The following is a 20,342-nucleotide window of genomic DNA, read 5'->3' on the forward strand; positions in this document are numbered from 1 at the left end:
TTCCATCACCGAAGAGATCTCCACTTTCACAACCTGGCTGGAGACTGAAGAAATCTTGATGCTTTCCAACCTGGTTCTAGCAGGAGAGACCACATTCATACAGATCTCCTGGCACAATCAAAGAAACTGAAACGAACATGCCAACGAGCATGTTCATTTCAATTCATACGTTCAGGATGTCATCACGAGCGTGTGCTCTGTTCCTTCCCTTCTTCCAGCTTCTTGAACACTTCACGCACAACTGCCTTCTTGACATCCTCGAGTTCCCCGCGAATGACACACCCAGCTGCAGACTCATGTCCGCCGCCGCCAAACACCCTTGCTATTTCGTCCACATCCATTTCTTCTTTGGACCTGAAGGATATTCTGATCTGCCCATCGCCCTCCTCTCTAAATAGAAGGCCCACTCTGACTCCTTTGAGGGAAAGCGGAAAGTCAACGAAATCCTCACTCTCATCCATGGATGCTCCAGAAAGTTGAACCATCTCCCTGGTGAGAGTTAGACAGCAAACATCCCGCACAACATCGATGCTGCTGAGCACCAGACCGAGCAGCCTCATCCTCGAGACCGAATTTGCGGAATAGAGCGCCGAAGCAACACGAGAAGGGTCCGCACCACTCTTCACCAGTGACGCACCCGTGATAAACGAATCAAAGGTGGTGTTGGGATGCCGGAAAGAACCAGTATCGGTTACTATCCCTGTGTAGAGCTGCTCCGCTCTTTCTGGAGTCAGAGGGATATCCATAGCCTTGATCAGCTCGAAAACAATCTCAGAAGTGGAGGAACGCTCGGGCCGGACAAGCATAATGTGTCCAAACCGGTCATTGGAGACATGGTGGTCAATGTTTATCATTACCACGTCTTTTACCGGCAGTTGACCCGCAAGGGAGCCAAGTCTCTTCAGACTGGCCGTGTCCAGTATAGCCAATACATCACAAGTATAATCGGGCGGAATAGTCGTCATCACACCGTCCACCCCGCTCAGAAACAGATACTTGTCAGGTATGGGATCTTGATTGGCAACTAACACATCCTTACCCAATTCCCTCAGAACTGACGCGAATGCCAGCTGAGAACCGATGGAGTCTCCGTCCGGGTGAGCATGAGAGAGAACAAGGAATTTGTTGTGCGTAAGTATCACCTTGATTATTTCACTGCAATCACTCATTCTCAATCTCCTTGAGAAGCTTGTCTATCTGCTCCCCGCGGATGAGTGAGTTGTCCAACCTGAATCTTATTTCCGGAGTGTATCTGATCCTTATTCTTCTCCCTATCAAAGACCTGATGAACGGGCTCGCCCTTCTTAAACCCTCCATGCTCTTCTCCATCTTAGCTTCGTCTCCAAAGACAGATACATAGACATCCGCATGTCTGAAATCCGCAGTGACTCTAGCTGAGGTCACTGTGACGAAGCCAATGGAGGGATCTTTTAGCTCCCTGTCTATGATGAGGGATATCTCCCTGGCTATCAGGTCTCCAACCCTGTCAGTTCTCAAACTCATCGCATTTCAAGCTTGTAGTCTATGAGTTCAACCCTGGTGTTCGCCTCAATAACGTTGACTACCTTGGAAAGGACCTGGTTTGCAAACCTGGCATTCGATGAAATCGCTGCAATGCCGATCAGTGTTCTCTGCCACGTATCATGATGGTCAAGCTCGGCAATCGAAATGTTATATTTTCTCCGGATGGAATCTTTGAGAGCCTTGACTATCTGCCTTTTCTCTTTTAACGACCTACACCCGGGGATTCGCAGGTCCACAAGACAGGTTCCTACAATCATGAGAGACTTCTGAGTACCTCCTTCATCTCAAAACACTCAATGATGTCACCTACCTGAATATCTTCCTGGCCGCTTATCCCGATACCACATTCCATACCAGCAGGAACCTCCCTGACATCATCCTTGAACCTTTTCAAGGAATCGACTATACCGACACCAATGCTCTCACTCTCCCTCATGAGTTTGGCAGATATGCCTCTTCTGATCTCTCCTGAAATGACGGAGCAGCCGGCAATCATGCCCAGCTTGGAGATCTTGAAGATCTGCTTCACCTCAGCCTTCCCCACAACAACCTCTTCAAATTCAGGTTCTAGAAGGCCCGTCATGGCCAGCTTTATGTCATCTATGGCTTCAAATATGATGTCGTAGAGTCTCACTTCCACATTATCTCTTGCAGCCATCTCTTTTGCCCTTGCGTCGGGCTTTACATGAAATCCTACCACAATGGCCTTGGAAGCCGCACCCAGCAGGATGTCCGACTCCTTTATGGACCCGACGTTGCTGTGGATGATCTTGACCTTCACCTCGTCGGTGGAAAGGCCCTGTAGGGAGTCTGCAAGAGCTCCTACTGATCCCCAGACATCCCCCTTCAGGACTATCTTCAGTTCCTTGCTCTTTCCCGATTTCAGATCCTCCTGGAATTTCCTGAGACTGACCCCATCCCCCGCCGCTCTGAAGGCCTGCTCTCTTCTCGCAAGCATCCTTTTTCTACTCAGTGTTCTCGCTCTGGCCTCATCCTCTACAACGAAGAAAGTGTCGCCCACTTCCGGGATACCAGTAAAACCAATAATCTGCACCGCAGTCGAAGGACCGACTTCTGCCAAATCCACGCCGTGCTCGTCGTGCATGGCCCGAACCTTTCCGCTATAGAGCCCCGCCACAAAGGCATCGCCAACATGTAGGCAACCTTTCTGCACAAGCAAAGTGGCTACGGTGCCCTTGCCTCTGTCCAGTTTCGACTCGACAACGACTCCCCTCGCAGGTCCGGAGCAGCATGCTCGAAGGTCAAGCATCTCAGCCTGAAGGAGAATTGTCTCGATCAGCTCATCAAGTCCTTCTCCAGTCTTTGCCGAAACCTCCACACAAAGGGTACTTCCGCCAAATTCTTCTGCGAGTACTCCGTGCTGAGCCAGGTCCTGCTTCACCTTCATGGAATTCGCAGTTGGCAGATCAATCTTGTTTATTGCTATGACAATTGGCACGCCTGCGGCCCTGGCATGATCAATAGCTTCAATCGTCTGAGGCATCACCCCATCATCCGCAGCCACCACCAGAACGCAGATGTCAGTAAGCTGTGCCCCACGGGCCCTCATGGCAGTGAATGCCTCATGGCCTGGTGTATCCAAGAATGCAATCCTATTTTCACCCACCTTCACTTCGTAAGCGCCAATATGCTGGGTCATTCCCCCGGATTCTCCGGCGGTGACATCGGTCTTCCTAAGCTTGTCCAACAGAGAAGTCTTGCCGTGGTCAACATGACCCATCACCGTAACTACTGGAGCGCAAGCGGTGAGATCTTCGTCTTTCTCCTCCTCTGTATCAAGGAATTGTGCACCGTATTCGGGAATAAGCTCAGCCTCATATCCGTACTCTTCAGCGATCATGCTGATTGTTTCAAAATCGAGCCTGTGGTTTATGGTGACGACCAGTCCCAGCTCCAGGAGCTTGGCAATGATCTCTGTGGGCTCCACATCGAGAAGAGAACCCACTTCAGACACAGATACGAACTCACTCACTCTCAGTTTGTTCTCTTCAACAATTCCCGCATCCGGCACCCTTTCAGACTTATACCTCTTCTTCTTCGTCCGAGTGGACTTCTCCATCTGGATGAGAGTTTCCCTTACCTTCTGTCGGATCTTCTTCTGATCTATCTTTCGCTTCTTCGGACGCGTTCTCTTACCTTTCTTTCTGGGTCTTTCCAGTCTCACGGTCGAGGTACGAGGCTTGGCCATTTGCTCACGCTCTCTGACCCGCTTCATATCCGTTTCTTTGGCGGCAGCCTTTTCTTCCGCGAACCTCTTTTTGACCGCCTCAATCATCTCCTCTGTGATTACGCTCATGTGACTTTTTACCGTGAATCCAAGCGAGCGAATCACCTTCAGGAGCGCCTCACTGGAAAGGTCAAAATCCCTTGCTGCCTGATATATTCTCTGGTTAGCCAATACCGACCACTCCTACTCTCCACTCTCGACTGGCTTCTCTTTTTCTGACTCTACTTCGTTTCCCTCAGCGGTACTCGGCGATTCTTCCTCTTCTACCTCTTCCGTCTCTTCCGCCCCTTCTTCCTTTTGTTCCTTTTCTACCTCTTCCTCCTCTTGCTCTTCTTCTTCCTCCTCCGTCTCTTCCGCCTGTTCGACCTCTTTCGCCCTCTTTTCCTCTTCTTCCTCTTGCTTCTTTGCCTCCAGCGCTACCTTCCGCTCAGCCAACCTTGCTTCCGCTTCCTTTCTCGCCGCCTCCTCGGCCTTCCGTTTCATCTCCTCATCGATTTCCTGAGCATCCTCAAGTATTTTTGCCGCCGTCTTTTTGCCAATGCCCTTGATAGAGGTGATTTCCTTCCCACTGCTCTTTGCAATATCCGCAGCAGAGGAAAATCCAGCTAGAATCAGCCTGTCTATCATCTTCGCGGAGACCCCGCGTGTCTTAGCCAACATAGCCAGAGACTCCTTATCCCGATCGAGCTGTTCTCTATACTGGCTCTCACTCAGAATGTCTATTTTGAGGCCGGTCAGCTTTGCAGCCAGTCTCGCATTCTGTCCGCCTCTTCCAATCGCCAGTGAATACTGATCATCAACTATGACGACCCTCGCACTACCTCCCCTCTCACTCAACACACATTTCAGCACCTTTGCAGGTGAAAGGGATCTGCCAACGAAGAGTGACATTTCACTACTCCACTGGACAACATCTATCTTTTCGCCGTTCAACTCTCTCACCACAGCCTGCACACGCGAGCCCTTGACACCCACGCAAGCACCAACCGGGTCAATCTTGTCATCCTTGGAGTAGACTGCTATCTTGCTTCTATCTCCAGATTCTCTGGCCACCGATTTGATCTGAACCACACCTTCATACACTTCAGGGACTTCAAAGTGAAATAGCTTCTTCAGGAAATCCGGATGAGTTCGCGAGAGTATCACCTGGGGCCCTTTACTCGTGCGCCTAACATCAAGGATGTACGCCCTTATTGTCTGTCCCTGTCTTATCCTTTCTGTATAGATCTGTTCTCTTAAAGGCATGATTGCCTCTGTCCTGCCCAGGTTGACTATCACACCCCTCTTGTCCACCTGTTGTACAGTGCCTGTTACAATCTCTCCAATTCTCTCACTGAAACCGACAAAGACTTTTTCCCTTTCAGCCTCCCTCACACGCTGGAACATAATCTGCTTGGCAACCATTATGGCACTTCTTCCAAACTCCTCCAGTGGAATGTCCTCGACCAGCTCACCCCCCATTTCTCCATCGTAACCAAGTGACTTTGCCTTCGCCAGATCCAGTTCCAGATCTTCGTCTTCGACCTCTTCGACCACCCTCCTGGTCCGCTTTACTGTTATCTCACCGGTGGATTCATCCACATTTACCTCAAGATTCTCCGCCTTTCCATACTTCTTCCTCACACCAGCCAGTATGCTCTCCTTTAAGGTCTCAACAACAAACTCCCTATCCAGACCCCGCAGAGATATTATCTGGGAAAGCGCATCCGTCACATCGAAACCAGCCAATTCCTCCTCCTCACTAATTGCAGCAAAACAACAAGTGCATGTCCCTTATATTGCCGCGTTTGATCTCATCGATGTCCCCCGCTTCTTTCTTCAATCTCAAAGATTCGGAAGTCACCTGCGCAATCGTCCCTGTCCTCGTGCTCCCGTCCTTGAGGTAGAGCTTGACCAGTCTGCCCGGGAATCTTTCGAGTTCGCCTTCTTTCCTCAAGGACCTCTTCGACCCTGGCGAGCTCACCTCCAGCTCATAGTTCCCCTCAACAAGATTGGTCTGGTCAAGCCTGTCTCTAACCTTCTTGATCGCCTCTGTTATCTCGCTCAGGGTCACACCCCCAGCTTTATCAACGTAAACCCTTATGAGAGTTGAGCTAGACACCTTCTTCAACTCCAGGTCAACAAGCTCGCAACCGACCTCTTCCAAGTCGGACTTGATAAGTAACCACAAGCCCGAAATAGGATTCACCATCTATCAAACCCTAACTTAATAATCTAACACAAATCTCGTCATCCTGCAACAAAAAAGGCCAATTCCCTTAACTATATCTGCTTACGTCGAATCCTTGCCAGAGGAGGCAAAAAACTTCTCAATCTTTTCGCCTATCCTTTCCGCCGAATCTTCGACTGGAAACTCTGAAACTTTTCCACTCTTCCTCTCTCTGAGTTCGACGAGTCCCTTCTTAAGACTACGCTCCCCTACTGTAACCCTTAGAGGGACCCCTATAAGATCGCTATCCTTGAACTTGCTCCCAGCCCTCTCATCTCTATCATCCAGGAGGATATCGAACTCCTCGTCGAGCGCTGAGTAAATCTCCTCTGAAGTTTCTACCACCCTGGAGTCACTCATGTTCAGCGGTACTATCACGCAGTGGAACGGTGCCAAAGGAGGAGGCCAGACAATTCCGTCTTTATCAGCGCCTTGCTCTATGGCTGCCACTAAAATCCTCTCCAGCCCTATTCCATAAGACCCCATCACTATTGGCAGCGCCTTTCCGTCCTTATCCAGATATATTGCCTCCATCTTCTGAGAGTATCTCCTTCCCAGTTTGAAGATATGACCCAGCTCAATCGCCCTCGATATCCTTATCTCACCTCCACAACGATCACACGCATCACCCTCTTTGACCTGTCTGAAGTCACAAAACTCATCCACCTGGAAATCCCTCCCTGGATGGATGCCAACGTAATGGTAGTCGTTCTTGTTGGCACCAGTCACCAAGCCGACTTCGCCTTCAAGAGCACGGTCAGCAAAGACCTTCACGCCTTTCACGTTTACTGGCCCCACAAACCCCACATCAGCACCGGTCACCCTCTTGACCTCGTCACCGTGTGCTTGTCTGAAAGGCTTCTTGAAGAAAGATTCCATCTTCGACTCATTCGCCTCCTGGTCACCTCTGGTGAGGATGAACACAGGCTCATCACCTACGATGAACAAGAGGCTCTTCATCAAAGTGGCGGGGTCCACACTGAGAAACTGAGACACCTCCTTGACAGTTCTCACCCCCGGTGTATGCACCATTTCAAGCTTGCGGTCCTTCAGACCCAGCTTCCGGGGTTTTGAACTGGCAACGTCAAGATTGGCGGCATACTCACACTCTGAGCATCTTGCCACCTGGTCTTCTCCTGCTTCCGATTCCAACATGAACTCCGTAGACTCAGAACCGCCCATCATCCCGCTTGAGGCACCCACGGTGAAGGTCAGCAGACCACACCGCTTGAATATTCTCGTGTAGGTTTCGAAGTGGCGCTTGTAGCTCTCATCAAGTCCCTTTTCATCCTGGTCGAGACTGTAGGAATCCTTCATTATGAACTCTCTCGATCGCAACAGCCCGGATCTCGGACGCGGTTCATCCCTGAACTTGGTCTGTATCTGATACCAAACCTGGGGAAAGTCCCTGTATGAACGAATGTACTTTCTGGCCAAATCGACAATGATCTCCTCATGGGTAGGAGCAAGGCACATGTCTCTTTCTTTCCTGTCCTTCAGCCGGAACATATCGTCCCCGTATTCCTCCCATCTACCGCTTTCCTCCCAAATGTCAGATGGGGAGAGCGCAGGCAGGAAGAACTCCTGGGCGCCCATTGAATCCATCTCATCCCTTATTATCGACTCAATCTTTCTGATGACCCTCCACCCCAGGGGGAGGAATGAGAAGATCCCCGCGGAAAGCGGCCTTATGAGACCAGCCTTTATGCACAGTTTGTGGCTGACTGACTCAGCATCAGAAGGATCTTCCTTCGTTGTCGGTATAAACACTTGACTCCAGCGCATCTATCTTCTTCCTCCAAGCAACCTGATTTTCCTTCTCTATCACAAATAGGCAAGATAATCAACCCTTTTCCCTGAACACGACGAAAAACACCTTAAGCAATTACGAACTGCAAGGTGCGAAGAGCGAAGCACAAAACGCAAAAGATCATCTCTGACCCACTTGGTACTTGGCAATTCGTACTTTGTACTTTGTTTTCAAGTTATCGTATCAGTACTGCACCGGGGACCCCGTGGAACGGGGCAGGCCCTTCGACTCAGCCCTTCGATGACTCTCAGCACTTCGCTCAGGATACACGTGGACTTTTGCAGACTGCAAACTCCGAACCATAGACTACGAATTGTCCGAGGGTGGGGTTTTGAATTTCGGGCTCTTCCCCAGTTTGGTTGGTGGTAATAGTTGGCAATGGGGTCTTAAGTCCTTCTTTGCCATTGGAATTGGCCCACCGCACTCACTTCTGTATTTGTACTGATGCTGTGTCTGACACTCTGCGCCGTTTTCCTGCAGATGGCCGGTAACCTAGCGCGCCGCAAGCGGCGCTACTCCTTAGATTTAGAAGTAGCAGAGCTTGCTCTGCGCCACAAGCAATCGTTCTCCGGACCCTCCCCAGTTCCTCACTGTCACCAACTTTTTTGGAGAACAGCCGAATTTCGCAATTTCGCGGGCAAGGACGGGATGTCCACGGGGGACAAGGTCTTACATCTTATGTCTGGAGCTCAGTCGGTTTACAGCGCGGGCGGCTTCTTCTCTTGCCCAGTGGTCTGCCGCTTCAGCTTCTTCCAGAGTGGGATCGGACTTGGAAGTGTGGTTAGACAGAACCTCTTGCAGTACCTGAGGTATCTGCGTAAAACCTATCTCGCCTTTCAGGAAGGCGGCAACCGCGATCTCATCAGATGCACTGAGAACAGCCGGCATGGTTCCGCCCTTACGGATAGCATCGTAAGCAAGGTCCAGACACGGGAACCTGCTGAAGTCAGGTCTGAAGAACTCGAGCTTTGCCACTTCAGCCAGATCAAGTTTATTCGTCAGCGACTCCATCCTCCGTGGGTAGGTGATGGCGTACTGAATGGGCAGCTTCATATCAGGAGTCGAGAGTTGTGCAATACACGAGCCGTCCACAAACTCGACTATTGAATGGACTATAGACTGGGGATGAATCACCACCTCGATCTTTGAGGGATCGATGTTGAAGAGCCATCTCGCTTCTATCACTTCCAGACCCTTGTTCATCAGTGTTGCAGAATCAACGGTAACCTTCTCTCCCATCTCCCACGTGGGATGGGCAAGGGCCTCTTTCGGAGTTATCGAGTCAAGCGAGGCCGCATTCAAGAAGGGGCCGCCTGAAGCGGTCAGTATTATCCTTGACACCTCATCCCCGGGAGATTTCCCCATTGCCTGGTGTATGGCGCTGTGTTCGGAATCTATGGCAATGATTTCAGCGCCGCTTCGCCTTGCTTCCGCAGTCAGAATCGACCCGTAAGAGACAAGAGGCTCTTTGTTTGCCAGGGCCACTCGCTTGCCAGCCCTCAAGGCTGCAAGAGTAGGCCTGAAGCCAACGGAACCGACCAGTCCGTTGACCACAATGTCAACATCGCTGCAGGAGGCTATCTCTGTCAACGCTTCACCGCCAGACAGGACCTCGGTCCTCCCGGGAACCCTCCGGGCAAGCTCACCCTTCAGTGATTCATCACCTATTGATACAAGGGCGGGTTTATGTTTCCCTGCCTGCTCGGACAGAAGGTCAAGCTCATCTTTGCCACTGATGGCAAACACCACGAACTCCGGGGCAAGGTTCTCCAGGACCTGAAGTGCCGACCTTCCAATGGAGCCTGTTGATCCAAGAACAGCTACTCTCTTCATCTCGCAGCGAAAAACCTCAAGTAATAGTATATCATTGGAGCTGTGAAAAGGAGCGAATCGAATCTGTCCAGAACTCCCCCATGTCCTGGTATGGTGGTCGCGGCATCTTTCATGTCTGCATCACGCTTTATGAGGGATTCTACGAGGTCGCCCACCTGGGCAAGCACTCCAACTAAGAACCCAAGCACAAAAATATCAAACCAGGAAAGAAAGTGCGCATAAACCTGCTGGTAAACGAACCCGGCTATGACGGCAAAGAAGACACCTCCAATGGCCCCCTCCCAAGACTTTTCAGGGCTTATCCTGGGAAGAAGCTTGTGCCTGCCAAACTTTATGCCGAAAAAATAGGCTGCACTGTCGCAGCTCCATGTCAGCACAAATGGGAGAAGTGCATATCCCGTGCCGGTCGAGTAGGTCTGTCCCATGGCGTACGGAAGTTCTCTCAACAGCACCAGGTGGCTCATCAGCCATCCCACGTACATGGCACCGAAAATTGTGGTCGCGATGTGGTTGATCGCCTGCTCTTCAACGCGCCTGGAAAGCTCGGTTATGGAGAGAGCAAGGAGCAGTATTGTGAATGTAAGATATGTGAAAAGGTAGCTCTGATAGAAGGCCGTCCAGCCCAGAAGAAGTGCGCAGAATGTTCCAAGCACCTTGTAGGGCTTCATCCCCCTGGCTTCGAGCATGGTGAGAAACTCGTAGGTGCCTATGCCTATCCCCAGCCCTATCAGGACCAGGTAGTAGCCTCCACCCGCCCTTGCAATAATCACAAGCACGGGCAGGAACACCAAGGCCGTGACCAGCCTGCGGAGGAGGTTTACCCTCATTCCACGCCCCCAAATCTCCTTTCTCTCTTTTGAAAATCAGCAATTGCCTTGAATAGTTCATTGCGAGTGAAATCCGGCCATAGAAGATCCGTGACCCATATCTCGCTGTAGGCTATCTGCCACAGAAGGAAGTTTGAGACTCGAAGCTCGCCACTCGTCCGGATCAGCAAATCCGGGTCCGGAACATCTGGCGCATAGAGGAATTGTCCAAAGGTGTCTTCGTTGATCTCCTCGGGAGCGAGTCTGCCGTCCAGGACCCTTTTTGCTGCCCTTGATGCTGCATCCGCTATCTCACCCCTCCCACCGTAGCTCAACGCAAGGATGAGAGTCAGCCCTTTGTTGTCACGGGTCTTGTCAACTGCCCTGGACAACTCCTTTTGCACAAAATCAGGTAGATCGTTAATCCTTCCTATCGCCATTACCCTCACGTCGTTCTCGTCAAGCTCCTTGATTTCGTTCCTCAGGAGGTTCCGGAGAATCCTCATCAGTGCCGAAACCTCAGCCTTTGGACGCCTCCAGTTTTCTCTCGAAAAGGTGTAGAGGGTGAGGTACTTGATGTCAATCTGCGAACATGCCTTCACCACATCACGCACAGATTCTATTCCAGCCTTATGGCCGAAGATTCTGGGCCTGCCCCTATCCCTGGCCCACCTCCCATTTCCGTCCATGATTATGGCAATGTGCTGGGGGAGTTCCCCGGGATCTAACCCAACTTCATGCGGATGAATCTTCTTCTCTTTGGCCATTTGATTCAGAAAGGTAGGTGAACAAGGATCAGACGGTCATTATCTCTTCTTCTTTCTTCTCGAGAATCTCGTCAACATTCTTTGAGTAGTTGTCGGTCAACTCCTGTGTTTTCTTCTGCGCCCGCCTCGCCTCATCTTCAGAGATCTCTCCGTCCTTCTCGGCGGCCTTGAGCCGTTCGTTAGCATCCCTTCTCACGTTTCGGATTGCCACCCTTCCCTCTTCAGCAAGCTTCTTGACCAACTTCACCAGCTCTTTTCTTCTTTCTTCCGTTAAAGATGGAACGTGCAACCTTATCACGTTTCCGTCACTTGAGGGTGTAAGCCCCAGATCCGATTTGAGTATCGCTTTCTCCACCTCTCCCAGAAGGCTTCTATCCCACGGGTGTACAACAATCAGTTTGGGATCCGGCACACCTACATTTGCCACCTGCTTTACAGGAACCATTGAACCATACGCACTCACCTTGATTCCATCAAGAAGTGTGGCGCTGGCTCTGCCCGTTCTTATTCCACCAAGCTCCCGGAATACCGAATCAACTGCTTTGTTCATTTTTTGTTCGCATTCTCCCAGAATCTCCTTTATCATCTCCCTCCTCCGTTGTTTCTTAACTGGAAATACGTGTCCCTATCTTGCTCCCCATGATGGCTTTGAGAAGATTGCCTTCCTTCAGAACGTCAAACACTATTATGGGAAGCGAGTTCTCCATACAGAGTGAGACTGCTGTTGCGTCCAAAACCTTAAGTCCTCTTTCTAAGAACCGAATGTAGGATAGGGTTTCGAACTTTCGGGCCTTCGCGTTTGTCTTGGGATCAGAGTCATAAACACCGTCTACTTTTGTACCTTTAAGCAGCACTTGAGCATTCATCTCAACGGCTCTGAGCGCTGCGGCTGTATCTGTGGTGAAGTACGGATTCCCCGTACCTGAAACGAAGATTACCACCTTTTCGCTATCCAGATACCTCAGAACCGTTCTTCTGGTAGCTGGCTCCGTTATCTGGCCGATATCAATTGTGCTCAGAAGAGGTGCTTTTATTCCGGCCCGTTCAAGGTAGTCCTGGAGCGCAAGTCCATTTACGACCGTCCCCAGCATACCCATGTAGTCGGCACACGCCCTATCCACACCCAGACCCTCAGACCTTGCTCCTCTCACAATGTTACCGCCGCCCACCATCAGACCGAGCCTGACTCCAGCTTTCTCCACAGACTTCACTTCAGAGGATATACGAGAAAGAAAAACGGGGTCAAGTCCCCACCTGTCACCCCCGGCCAGGACCTCCCCGCTCAATTTGAGCAGCACATTTTTGTACTTCGGCTCCGCCATCTATTCACCCAGCCTGAATCTGGCGAACCTCTTTATCGTTATGTTTTCCCCTGTTTTGGCAATCAACTCCTTGAGAAGCGTCTCCACTGTTTTGTCCGGATCTTTTACAAATGGTTGCTCAAGAAGGCAGACCTCAGCATAGTACTTCTCCATCTTGCCCTTTACTATTTTTTCTACAATGCCCTCTGGCTTTCCAGAAGAAAGCGCCTGGGTTCTGTATATTGACTCCTCTTTTTCCACCAGATCCTCTGGCATCTCTTCCCTTGATCCGACGAGCGGATTGGTGGCGGCCACCTGCATGGAGATGTCTCTAACAAATCCTTTGAACTCAGATGTTTTGGCCACGAAATCAGTCTCACAGTTCACCTCAAGAAGGACGCCGAGCCTGCTACCTGGATGGATGTATGCCTCTATGATTCCTTCTCTGGTCACCCGCCCCATTCTCTTCTCTGCCTTGGCAATCCCTTGCTTCCTGAGATGTTCAATGGCTTTGTCCACGTCTCCGTTCGTAGCTTCAAGAGCTCGCTTGCAATCCATGAATCCCACACCAGTCTTTTCCCGTAACTCCTTCACCTGTTGGGGCGTTGGACTCATTAGAGTTTCCTCTCCCGTCTATTCCTCTTTTTTGCCGCCTTCGTCTTCCTCACTGGAACTCTTAGCGATAAGTTCTTTGCCTTCCACAACAGCATTGGCCATCAGACTGGTAATGAGTTTAATGGATCTTATGGCATCGTCATTACCTGGCACAGGATAATCAATAGGATCAGGGTCTATGTTGGTATCCACAATGCTCACTATTGGGATTTTGAGCCTGCAAGCCTCGTTTACCACTATCCTCTCCTTGTGCGCATCAACCAAATAGACCATCGTGGGCAAATCCTCCATAGCTTTTATGCCTGACAGCACTTTGTCATACTTCTTGTATTCTCTCTCCAGTCGGAGAACTTCCTTCTTGGGAAGGAGGCCAAAAGCTCCATTGCCCCGCATTTTCTCTATCTGCTTCATCCGATCGACAGTCTTTCTAATGGTTCTGAAGTTCGTCAGCATTCCTCCCAGCCATCTTTCAGAAACGTAGAAGGCACCACACCTCTCACCCTCTTCCTTTACAGAATCTTTGGCCTGCCTTTTCGTTCCCACAAACAGGATCGTTCCACCTCCAGCTATGTTATCACGAATGGCGGTATATGCCTCCTTCAGTTTCACAAGTGTCTTCTGGAGATTGATTATGTATATCCCATTCCTCTCCGCGAATATGAACCTTTTCATCTTGGGATTCCACCTGCGAGTCTTGTGTCCGAAATGAACGCCCGCCTCCAGAAGCTCCTTCATTGAAACAAGAGCCAAACTTCACCTCCCTTCGAAAATAGTATATTGAGCGGCCTCTCCAGAAGAAGTATCACCTCTTCGAGAACTGATACCTCTTCCGCCTTTTGGCCAGACCATACTTCTCCCTCTCTTTACGTCTCGGATCTCTAGTAACCAGCCCTGCCGCTTTCAGATTACTCCTCAGCGTTTCGTCAAACGCAATCAGAGCCTTGGCAATACCGAGCTGCACAGCGCCGGCCTGTCCACTTACCCCACCTCCCGTAGCGTCAGCCTTCACGTCGAATTTGTCAAGGTTCTCTGTCAGCCTCAGAGGCCGCTCCACAAGAGCAACCAGACTGTCTCTGCCGAAGTAGTCTTTAAGACTCCTGCCATTGACAGTGTTCTTCCCTTTTCCCAGAACTAACCTGACGCGTGCCACGGATTCTTTTCTTCGTCCGAGTGAGTCGTAGTATAACTCTGCCATTTCACCTCCAATATCAGAACTCGACCTGGCCCGGCAAAAAGGTTGAACCAGGAGAGTCCTTACAATATGAGCTCCACCGGCTTCTGAGCCTCGTGAGGATGCTCGCTGCCCCCGTAAACCTTGAGCCTCTTCATCATCCTGGCCCTCAGCTTGTTGTCGGGCAACATCCCTTTGACCGCATGCCTTATCACCCTGTCAGGGTGTCTTTCTATCATTCGCTCAAAGGACTCTGCCTTCAGACTTCCTATGTAGCCTGAGTGCCTGTAGTACATCTTCTCCTTGCGCTTCTTCCCGGAAACATACACCTGACTTGCATTTATGCAGACGACAAAGTCTCCGTTGTCCACATGGGGAGTATAGTCTTTCTTGTCCTTGCCGTGCAGTTTCCGAGCAATCTTGGTTGCAAGCCTTCCCAGAACTCGGCCCTTGGCATCCACTATGAACCAGGTTCTTTTCACATCCTCTTTTCTCAAACTCTTAGTGGTCATACTCTGGTCCGTTGTTGTTGATAGGTTGCGCAAGCAAACAGACAGCTTACCAGATTGGCCTTTTCCTGTCAACCCCGAAACGATGCTTGTCTCATGCTCCAGGCTATGCGAGAAAACACACAAACTCCAGCGTAGGGCGTACAGCGATTTTCAGGATTCTCGGCAGTATTTCTCTACTATTCTCCCGATAATGTCTCTTGTAGAGCGGCCTTCCAGGAGGTCGATTGTGACCACCTTACCACCAACCTTCTCCACAGTGTCCCTGCCTACAACCTCGTCTATCTTCCAGTCTCCGCCCTTGGCAAGCACGTCGGGGACAAGCAGTTCTATCAGTTCAGATGGTGTCTCGTCATCAAAGCTTGTCACATAGTCAACGCACTTTAGAGAAGCAAGCACAGCCATTCTGTCTTCAAGAGGAACGATCGGCCTCTCGTCGCCTTTTATTTTCTTGGTCGACGAGTCTGTGTTCACGCCGACAATCAACATGTCCCCGAGTTCTCCCGCAGCTCTTAGATACTCCACGTGGCCGCGGTGGAGGATGTCGAAACATCCGTTGGTAAAGACGACTCTTTTGCCATCCTCTTTCGCCTTTTGCCTGACTTTTACAATCTCTTCCTGTGAAACCACCTGACCCACAATCTCCCCTCAGGCCAACATGGATGTTTGGCCGTCAACTGCCTTCTATGGCATCACCAGAGTCCTTGCCACATTCAAGCAGTTCCTGCCGGGTCACGACCGCAGTACCAAACTTGGAAACCTCAACGCTCGCCGCGCAGTTGGCAATCACTGCTCCCTCCCTCAAGGATGCACCTGCGGCCACGGCAAGGGTCATGACCGCGATGACCGTGTCGCCGGCTCCCGATGGGTCGTATATCTCTTTGAGTAAAGCGGGCACAGACCAGAACCCCACATCATCAAGGAGCACCATCCCCTCAGACCCTCTGGTCATCAGAATAGGGGAGCCGTCCAGCCTCGACATCAGTTCTCTACAGCACTCCTCAAGCTGGGTCACTCCCTTGATTCTCAATCCCAGGACAGCCTCTGCCTCCCTCTGGTTGGGCTTGAAAAGACTGACTCCCTTGTAGTCGAAGAAGTGTTTCCTTTTGGGGTCAGCTGTGCAGAATTTCCCGGCATCTTTAGCAATCTGTACAACCTCTTCTGCCAGACCTCCGCCAAATATTCCCTTATCGTAATCTTCCAGAACAACACCGTCCACTCCGTCAATGTTCTTCCTGACCTCACTCAGAAGTCTACACCTCGCTTCCTCAGCTAAAGGTTCAGTGTTCTCCCTATCAACTCTCACCACCTGCTGTGAATGGGCTATCACCCTTGACTTCTGTGTTGTATGTCTGTCGTTCGTCTTGACAATGGACGAACTGTTCAAACCCAGACCTGCTACCAAATCCAGAAGCTTCCTTCCAGAGAGGTCATCCCCCACAACTCCAACCAGCACGGGTTTTCCTCCCAGAGATGCAATGTTACCTGCCACATTAGCCGCTCCACCCGGGCGAATCGATTCGGATGTTATCTCTACAATGGGAACCGGAGCTTCCGGTGATATCCTTGAAACTCTTCCCCAGAGATACTCATCAAGCATCAAATCACCTATGACGAGTATCTTCTTGTCTACAAAACCAGAGACGAGTTCAGCGAACCTTTTCTTTTCCACTTTTCAGTTCCTTCTCGTGAAGCGTCAAGAAGAGCTCCCTTGTCCTCTCAAAATACTTGATCGCGTTATCAGTCCGATAATCTGGATACGACCATCTCACCGGAATGAAAGAACCATGCTCAAATATTAGCGTAACCTCTGCAAATATTCCACCCCAAAGATATATTCTATGAGAGAAGTTCTTCGTCGAGGCGAGCACAAGTTTTGAACCTGACACAAAGCCAGGATCAAGATTTACTCTCCGTCTCCCATCGGCGTCGGCCAGATCCCTTTCCATCCCAATCGCCTTCAGTTTTGCCCTCACTATCTCGGGCTGCGAAAATGTCCCCTCAAAACTGACCCACTCCCTTAAAAGGTCTTTCCCCATCTCAGGTTCGTAGTAGTCTGTAAAATCGAAGTTGATCAGTTCACTCCTGGTATCAATCTTCCCGAATGCGTCCTCCAGCAACCTTTGAGCCGAAGAGAGAGCTGCCTCTTTTCCAATGAGGCCACATATGAGCTTGGCTTCGGGAGATATCTCCTCCAGCACAGTTCTCTTCTGTCCCTTCATCGCCAAAGGTAGCCAAGGTAAATTCTGATAAGTTGAGCTCCCCAGAAAAGGCTGATTATTGAGCCTACTGCTATGAAGGAACCGAAAGGAATCTCGGAGCCACCCTTTTTTCCCCTTAGAGCCATGATCGCCGCGCCCACGACCGCACCAAGGACGACTGAGAGAAAAAGACTCACCAGCAAGAGCTTCCAGCCGAGAAAGATGCCCACCACTGCTGCCATTTTGATGTCACCGTCCCCCATCGCCTCCTTCTTGAAGATGAGCCGGCCAAGCCAGCCCACAAAAAACAGCACGCAAAATCCAAGGACCATCCCCAAAAGGCCGCTGACGATCTCCCCCGTTAATGCTGTGAAGATGAGTCCCAGAACGAGTGAAGGATAGATCACCCTGTCCGGGATGATCCGTTTGTCTATGTCAGTAAAGAAGATGACCAGCAGGGCAAGGCAAAAGTACCCGTATCCAAAGAATTCAATAGTCGGGCCGAATTTCATATAGACCAGCACAAGCATAAGAGCAGACGCGACCTCGACCACAGGGTATCGGAAGCTTATCCTCTGTCCGCAGTTACGGCATCTACCCTTGAGGAGGAGATAGCTCAACACAGGAATGTTGTCGCGTGACCTGATCGGCTCCCCACACTTTGGACAATGTGATCCCGGTCTCACTATCGATTTGCCTGAAGGAAGCCTGTGTATGCAGACGTTGAGAAAGGAACCTATGGCGAGTCCAAAGACAACAATGGCCGCGTACGATATGACCTGCAATTACTCCTCTTTCCTTAAGGGACCTGAGGCAGGTTCAATCCTTCTCCGCCTCCAGTTGAATACGAAAGTGTCGCCGTCCGGAGCTACGGGCAGTTTCCGGACCAGGCCGGCCTCCACCAGCTCTGAAAGCGCATAAGGATAGCGGCCGAACCTTTTTCTGTATTCATTGACCTTCTCATCCAGTATCTCCGAGACGAGTCTCTTCCAGTATCTGAGAGCAGTTACCTTCTCAACTTCGTTTTCTGAGCGGGTATAGATCTCGCCCCACAGATTTATCGCGGTTATCCTATCCCCACCCCTTTGGTATGAGAATGAGGCGAACCTGGCTGCCATCTCAGGCGCTCCATCCTTTGTGGAAGCCATCTCAAAATACTTCCCCGCCTTGAAAAAGTCTCTTAGGAAAACGTAGTAGATAAATCCCTTGGTGAAAGGTATTCTCCAGTTGTGAGGGTTGTTGCGCATCCCCTTATCAAGTAGCAAAAGGGCCCTCTCCGGCTCCTTTGCGTCGTCTGCAAGAAGTAAAGAACCGAACGTATAGGCGTCTGTGAACCTGGGATTCAGGGTTGTCAGGATGTCAAATATGTGACCCAGATATTCAAACTTCAGGTCTGTCAATCGGTGTTGGCCATAGTACTGTATCGCTCTCAGCCAGACAAGGTCTGCGGCCAGGTTGTCGTAGCCGACAGTTGCTACCCGCATAAACTTCCCTGATGGGAAATACATCAATTCTCTGACAATTGCCTCTCTGGGTTTTCTTATCCTGTCAATTCTCGTCTGAATGAAGAAGACGCCGCTGCCTGCGGCGCAAATGAGTAACCCTATGAGTAGACCATGGACAATTCTGGTGATACGTCTCAAAAATCTCTCCTCTGAAAGATGACCATGGATACGCTCAGGGCAACTATCGTGTAGATGAGTCCGTAGGTTATCGCATACACAATTTGAGACCACGGGACCGGCACATTATGAACAACCTCACCCCTTATGTTGAAGTTCGAAAGATTGGGAAGAACATAGTAGGCAAAGTTTGTAACCAGCTTGACCACAGCAGATTCTGAAATCTCTCCCAGTGCGCGAAGGTCCCTGGTAACGTGGCCAAGAAAGAAAACCGCAAACGCAAAGACTCCGCTGCCCACGGGCGTGGCAAAGGTGCTGAACAGTATGGCGATTGCAGTTATGACAGCCAGCTCAAAGAAGGTGAGCAGCACCGCTTTCCAGAGGTGTACGTGCAGGCTCCCTTCAGTTACTAGCACATAAAGGGTGAAGGCAAAACTCATGATGAGCACTACCAGAAACAGCACACACAACAGCCCGAGGTACTTGCCCAGCAGAAACTGCCATCTCTCAATCGGTTTTGGGACTATCAAGTAGGCAGTCTTTTTCTCTATCTCCTCATACACAAGCCTCGTCCCGGTCAGGATTGCGATAAGAGTCCCGAAGATTGAGATGGCAGCAAGGCCAAGGTCTTTCGATATCCTGGGCGCCTCCCCCAGGCTCAAGGGCCCGATTATTATCCCGCTGGCCATGGTGAGTACGCCAAAAAAAAGGAGGACATAGAGGACCTTGTCTCTTATCGCCTGCCTGAACGTGTTCTTAACGACTGCAGCTATTCTCAAGTGCCTTCCCCCAATAAGCTCCAATCTCTTTCATGAAATGCTCTTCCAATGTTTTCTTTCTCGGAACGAGGGAAACCACCCGACCACCTGCGGCCAGTATCTCGCCTTGAATCTTACTGGCAACTTCTGGATGACTCACCTCTATCATCACTCTATCTCCGCTCACGATAACCCTCTCCCCCTTGGCCCCCAGTTTCTCCAGATGGGAACCGTCCAGCCCTTCGACAGTGATCTCAATAGATTCGACCTCTTCTTTCAGCAGTTCATCCAGTCTGCCCACGCTCATTAACCTCCCGTTGATCAGTATCCCCACTCTGTCGCATATCATCTCCACATCAGGGAGAATGTGGCTGGAGAAGAAGACAGTCTTCCCTTCCTTTTTCATCTTCAGTATTATGTCTCTCACATCCCTCCTTCCGATGGGGTCAAGTCCGGCGAGGGGCTCATCGAGTATCACCAGCTCAGGGTCATTAATTAGAGCCTGGGCCAGGCCTATCCGCTGCAGCATCCCCCTTGAGTAAGAACTTATTCTCATCCTACCAGCATCCCTGAGGTCAACCATGTCCAGGAGCTGCTCAACCTTTACCCTTCTTTTGTCTGTCCGCATCCCGAATATCTGGGCGCAAAAATCGAGAAGCTCCACGCCAGTCAGATACGGATAGAAATACGGCTGCTCGGGAAGAAAACCCATCTTCATCCTCAAGGATGCATTTCCCAGTTTTTCTCCAAAAAGAAGGGCTTCTCCGGAAGTAGGACTGAGAAGGCCGGTCAGCATTTTGATGGTTGTCGTTTTTCCAGCAGCGTTGGGACCCAAGAATCCAAATATCTCCCCCTCAACCACCGCAACGGAAAGCCCATCAACTGCCTTCACCTTCTTCTGCGCGATTGGACTTTTGTATATCTTTGTCAAGAGACGAGTTTCCAGTACTGGTTTCATTCTCTCCTCC

The 20,342-nt window shown here is 50.5% G+C and carries 23 protein-coding genes; all 23 read right to left on the reverse strand.

Annotated features, from left to right (window positions below; genetic code table 11):
• Window positions 1-182: 182 nt before the first annotated feature.
• The 23 genes from E3J62_06215 to E3J62_06325 all read right to left on the reverse strand — a co-directional run bounded on the left by E3J62_06215 (window position 183) and on the right by E3J62_06325 (window position 20,332).
• Window positions 183-1,169 (reverse strand): bifunctional oligoribonuclease/PAP phosphatase NrnA, encoded by a 987-nt coding sequence (locus E3J62_06215; protein TET45762.1) that lies wholly within the window; start codon window positions 1,167-1,169, stop codon window positions 183-185.
• Window positions 1,162-1,503 (reverse strand): 30S ribosome-binding factor RbfA, encoded by a 342-nt coding sequence (gene rbfA / locus E3J62_06220; GenBank protein TET45763.1) that lies wholly within the window; start codon window positions 1,501-1,503, stop codon window positions 1,162-1,164. Before rbfA ends, E3J62_06215 begins: the two co-directional genes overlap by 8 nt.
• On the reverse strand, window positions 1,500-1,781 hold the full coding sequence (locus tag E3J62_06225) for a DUF503 domain-containing protein (protein TET45764.1): 282 nt from the start codon (window positions 1,779-1,781) through the stop codon (window positions 1,500-1,502). The genes rbfA and E3J62_06225 overlap by 4 nt, the downstream gene beginning before the upstream one ends.
• Window positions 1,778-3,943 (reverse strand): translation initiation factor IF-2, encoded by a 2,166-nt coding sequence (gene infB, locus E3J62_06230; GenBank protein TET45765.1) that lies wholly within the window; start codon window positions 3,941-3,943, stop codon window positions 1,778-1,780. The genes E3J62_06225 and infB overlap by 4 nt, the downstream gene beginning before the upstream one ends.
• Window positions 3,944-3,955: 12 nt before the next feature.
• Window positions 3,956-5,500 (reverse strand): transcription termination/antitermination protein NusA, encoded by a 1,545-nt coding sequence (gene nusA, locus E3J62_06235; protein ID TET45766.1) that lies wholly within the window; start codon window positions 5,498-5,500, stop codon window positions 3,956-3,958.
• Window positions 5,501-5,513: 13 nt separating this feature from the next.
• Window positions 5,514-5,963, reverse strand: a complete 450-nt coding sequence (locus E3J62_06240; protein TET45767.1) for a hypothetical protein — start codon at window positions 5,961-5,963, stop codon at window positions 5,514-5,516.
• An 81-nt stretch (window positions 5,964-6,044) separates the two neighbouring features.
• On the reverse strand, window positions 6,045-7,766 hold the full coding sequence (locus E3J62_06245) for a proline--tRNA ligase (GenBank protein ID TET45768.1): 1,722 nt from the start codon (window positions 7,764-7,766) through the stop codon (window positions 6,045-6,047).
• Between the two features lie 694 nt (window positions 7,767-8,460).
• Window positions 8,461-9,624: a 1-deoxy-D-xylulose-5-phosphate reductoisomerase gene (locus tag E3J62_06250; GenBank protein TET45769.1), complete on the reverse strand. Its 1,164-nt coding sequence runs from the start codon at window positions 9,622-9,624 to the stop codon at window positions 8,461-8,463.
• On the reverse strand, window positions 9,621-10,451 hold the full coding sequence (locus E3J62_06255) for a phosphatidate cytidylyltransferase (GenBank protein TET45770.1): 831 nt from the start codon (window positions 10,449-10,451) through the stop codon (window positions 9,621-9,623). Before E3J62_06255 ends, E3J62_06250 begins: the two co-directional genes overlap by 4 nt.
• Window positions 10,448-11,197, reverse strand: coding sequence for an isoprenyl transferase (locus E3J62_06260; GenBank protein ID TET45771.1), 750 nt, complete (start codon window positions 11,195-11,197; stop codon window positions 10,448-10,450). Before E3J62_06260 ends, E3J62_06255 begins: the two co-directional genes overlap by 4 nt.
• Before the next feature lie 28 nt (window positions 11,198-11,225).
• Window positions 11,226-11,783 (reverse strand): ribosome recycling factor, encoded by a 558-nt coding sequence (locus E3J62_06265; protein ID TET45772.1) that lies wholly within the window; start codon window positions 11,781-11,783, stop codon window positions 11,226-11,228.
• Between the two features lie 19 nt (window positions 11,784-11,802).
• Complete coding sequence (locus E3J62_06270; GenBank protein ID TET45773.1) at window positions 11,803-12,519, reverse strand: UMP kinase; 717 nt, start codon at window positions 12,517-12,519, stop codon at window positions 11,803-11,805.
• Window positions 12,520-13,113, reverse strand: a complete 594-nt coding sequence (tsf, locus tag E3J62_06275) for a translation elongation factor Ts (GenBank protein TET45774.1) — start codon at window positions 13,111-13,113, stop codon at window positions 12,520-12,522.
• Window positions 13,114-13,131: 18 nt separating this feature from the next.
• On the reverse strand, window positions 13,132-13,863 hold the full coding sequence (rpsB, locus tag E3J62_06280) for a 30S ribosomal protein S2 (protein TET45775.1): 732 nt from the start codon (window positions 13,861-13,863) through the stop codon (window positions 13,132-13,134).
• Between the two features lie 52 nt (window positions 13,864-13,915).
• A complete protein-coding gene (rpsI, locus tag E3J62_06285; GenBank protein ID TET45776.1) occupies window positions 13,916-14,308 on the reverse strand; it encodes a 30S ribosomal protein S9 in 393 nt (130 codons plus the stop codon).
• 59 nt (window positions 14,309-14,367) lie between these two features.
• The gene (rplM, locus tag E3J62_06290; GenBank protein ID TET45777.1) at window positions 14,368-14,796 is read right to left on the reverse strand and encodes a 50S ribosomal protein L13; all 429 of its coding nucleotides are present in this window, start codon (window positions 14,794-14,796) and stop codon (window positions 14,368-14,370) included.
• Between the two features lie 150 nt (window positions 14,797-14,946).
• Complete coding sequence (gene rfaE2 / locus E3J62_06295; protein ID TET45778.1) at window positions 14,947-15,435, reverse strand: D-glycero-beta-D-manno-heptose 1-phosphate adenylyltransferase; 489 nt, start codon at window positions 15,433-15,435, stop codon at window positions 14,947-14,949.
• 31 nt (window positions 15,436-15,466) lie between these two features.
• Complete coding sequence (gene rfaE1 / locus E3J62_06300; protein TET45779.1) at window positions 15,467-16,465, reverse strand: D-glycero-beta-D-manno-heptose-7-phosphate kinase; 999 nt, start codon at window positions 16,463-16,465, stop codon at window positions 15,467-15,469.
• Window positions 16,443-17,015, reverse strand: a complete 573-nt coding sequence (locus E3J62_06305; protein ID TET45780.1) for a DUF4416 family protein — start codon at window positions 17,013-17,015, stop codon at window positions 16,443-16,445. The genes rfaE1 and E3J62_06305 overlap by 23 nt, the downstream gene beginning before the upstream one ends.
• Entirely contained in the window at window positions 17,012-17,779 is a 768-nt protein-coding gene (locus E3J62_06310; GenBank protein TET45781.1) for a prepilin peptidase, read from the reverse strand. Before E3J62_06310 ends, E3J62_06305 begins: the two co-directional genes overlap by 4 nt.
• Entirely contained in the window at window positions 17,780-18,637 is an 858-nt protein-coding gene (locus E3J62_06315) for a hypothetical protein (GenBank protein TET45782.1), read from the reverse strand.
• The gene (locus E3J62_06320) at window positions 18,634-19,419 is read right to left on the reverse strand and encodes a hypothetical protein (protein ID TET45783.1); all 786 of its coding nucleotides are present in this window, start codon (window positions 19,417-19,419) and stop codon (window positions 18,634-18,636) included. The genes E3J62_06315 and E3J62_06320 overlap by 4 nt, the downstream gene beginning before the upstream one ends.
• Window positions 19,373-20,332 (reverse strand): ABC transporter ATP-binding protein, encoded by a 960-nt coding sequence (locus tag E3J62_06325; protein ID TET45784.1) that lies wholly within the window; start codon window positions 20,330-20,332, stop codon window positions 19,373-19,375. The genes E3J62_06320 and E3J62_06325 overlap by 47 nt, the downstream gene beginning before the upstream one ends.
• Window positions 20,333-20,342: the final 10 nt, after the last annotated feature.

The organism is candidate division TA06 bacterium (genome assembly GCA_004376575.1).
GTDB lineage: Bacteria > Hydrothermota > DG-26 > E44-bin18 > E44-bin18 > E44-bin18.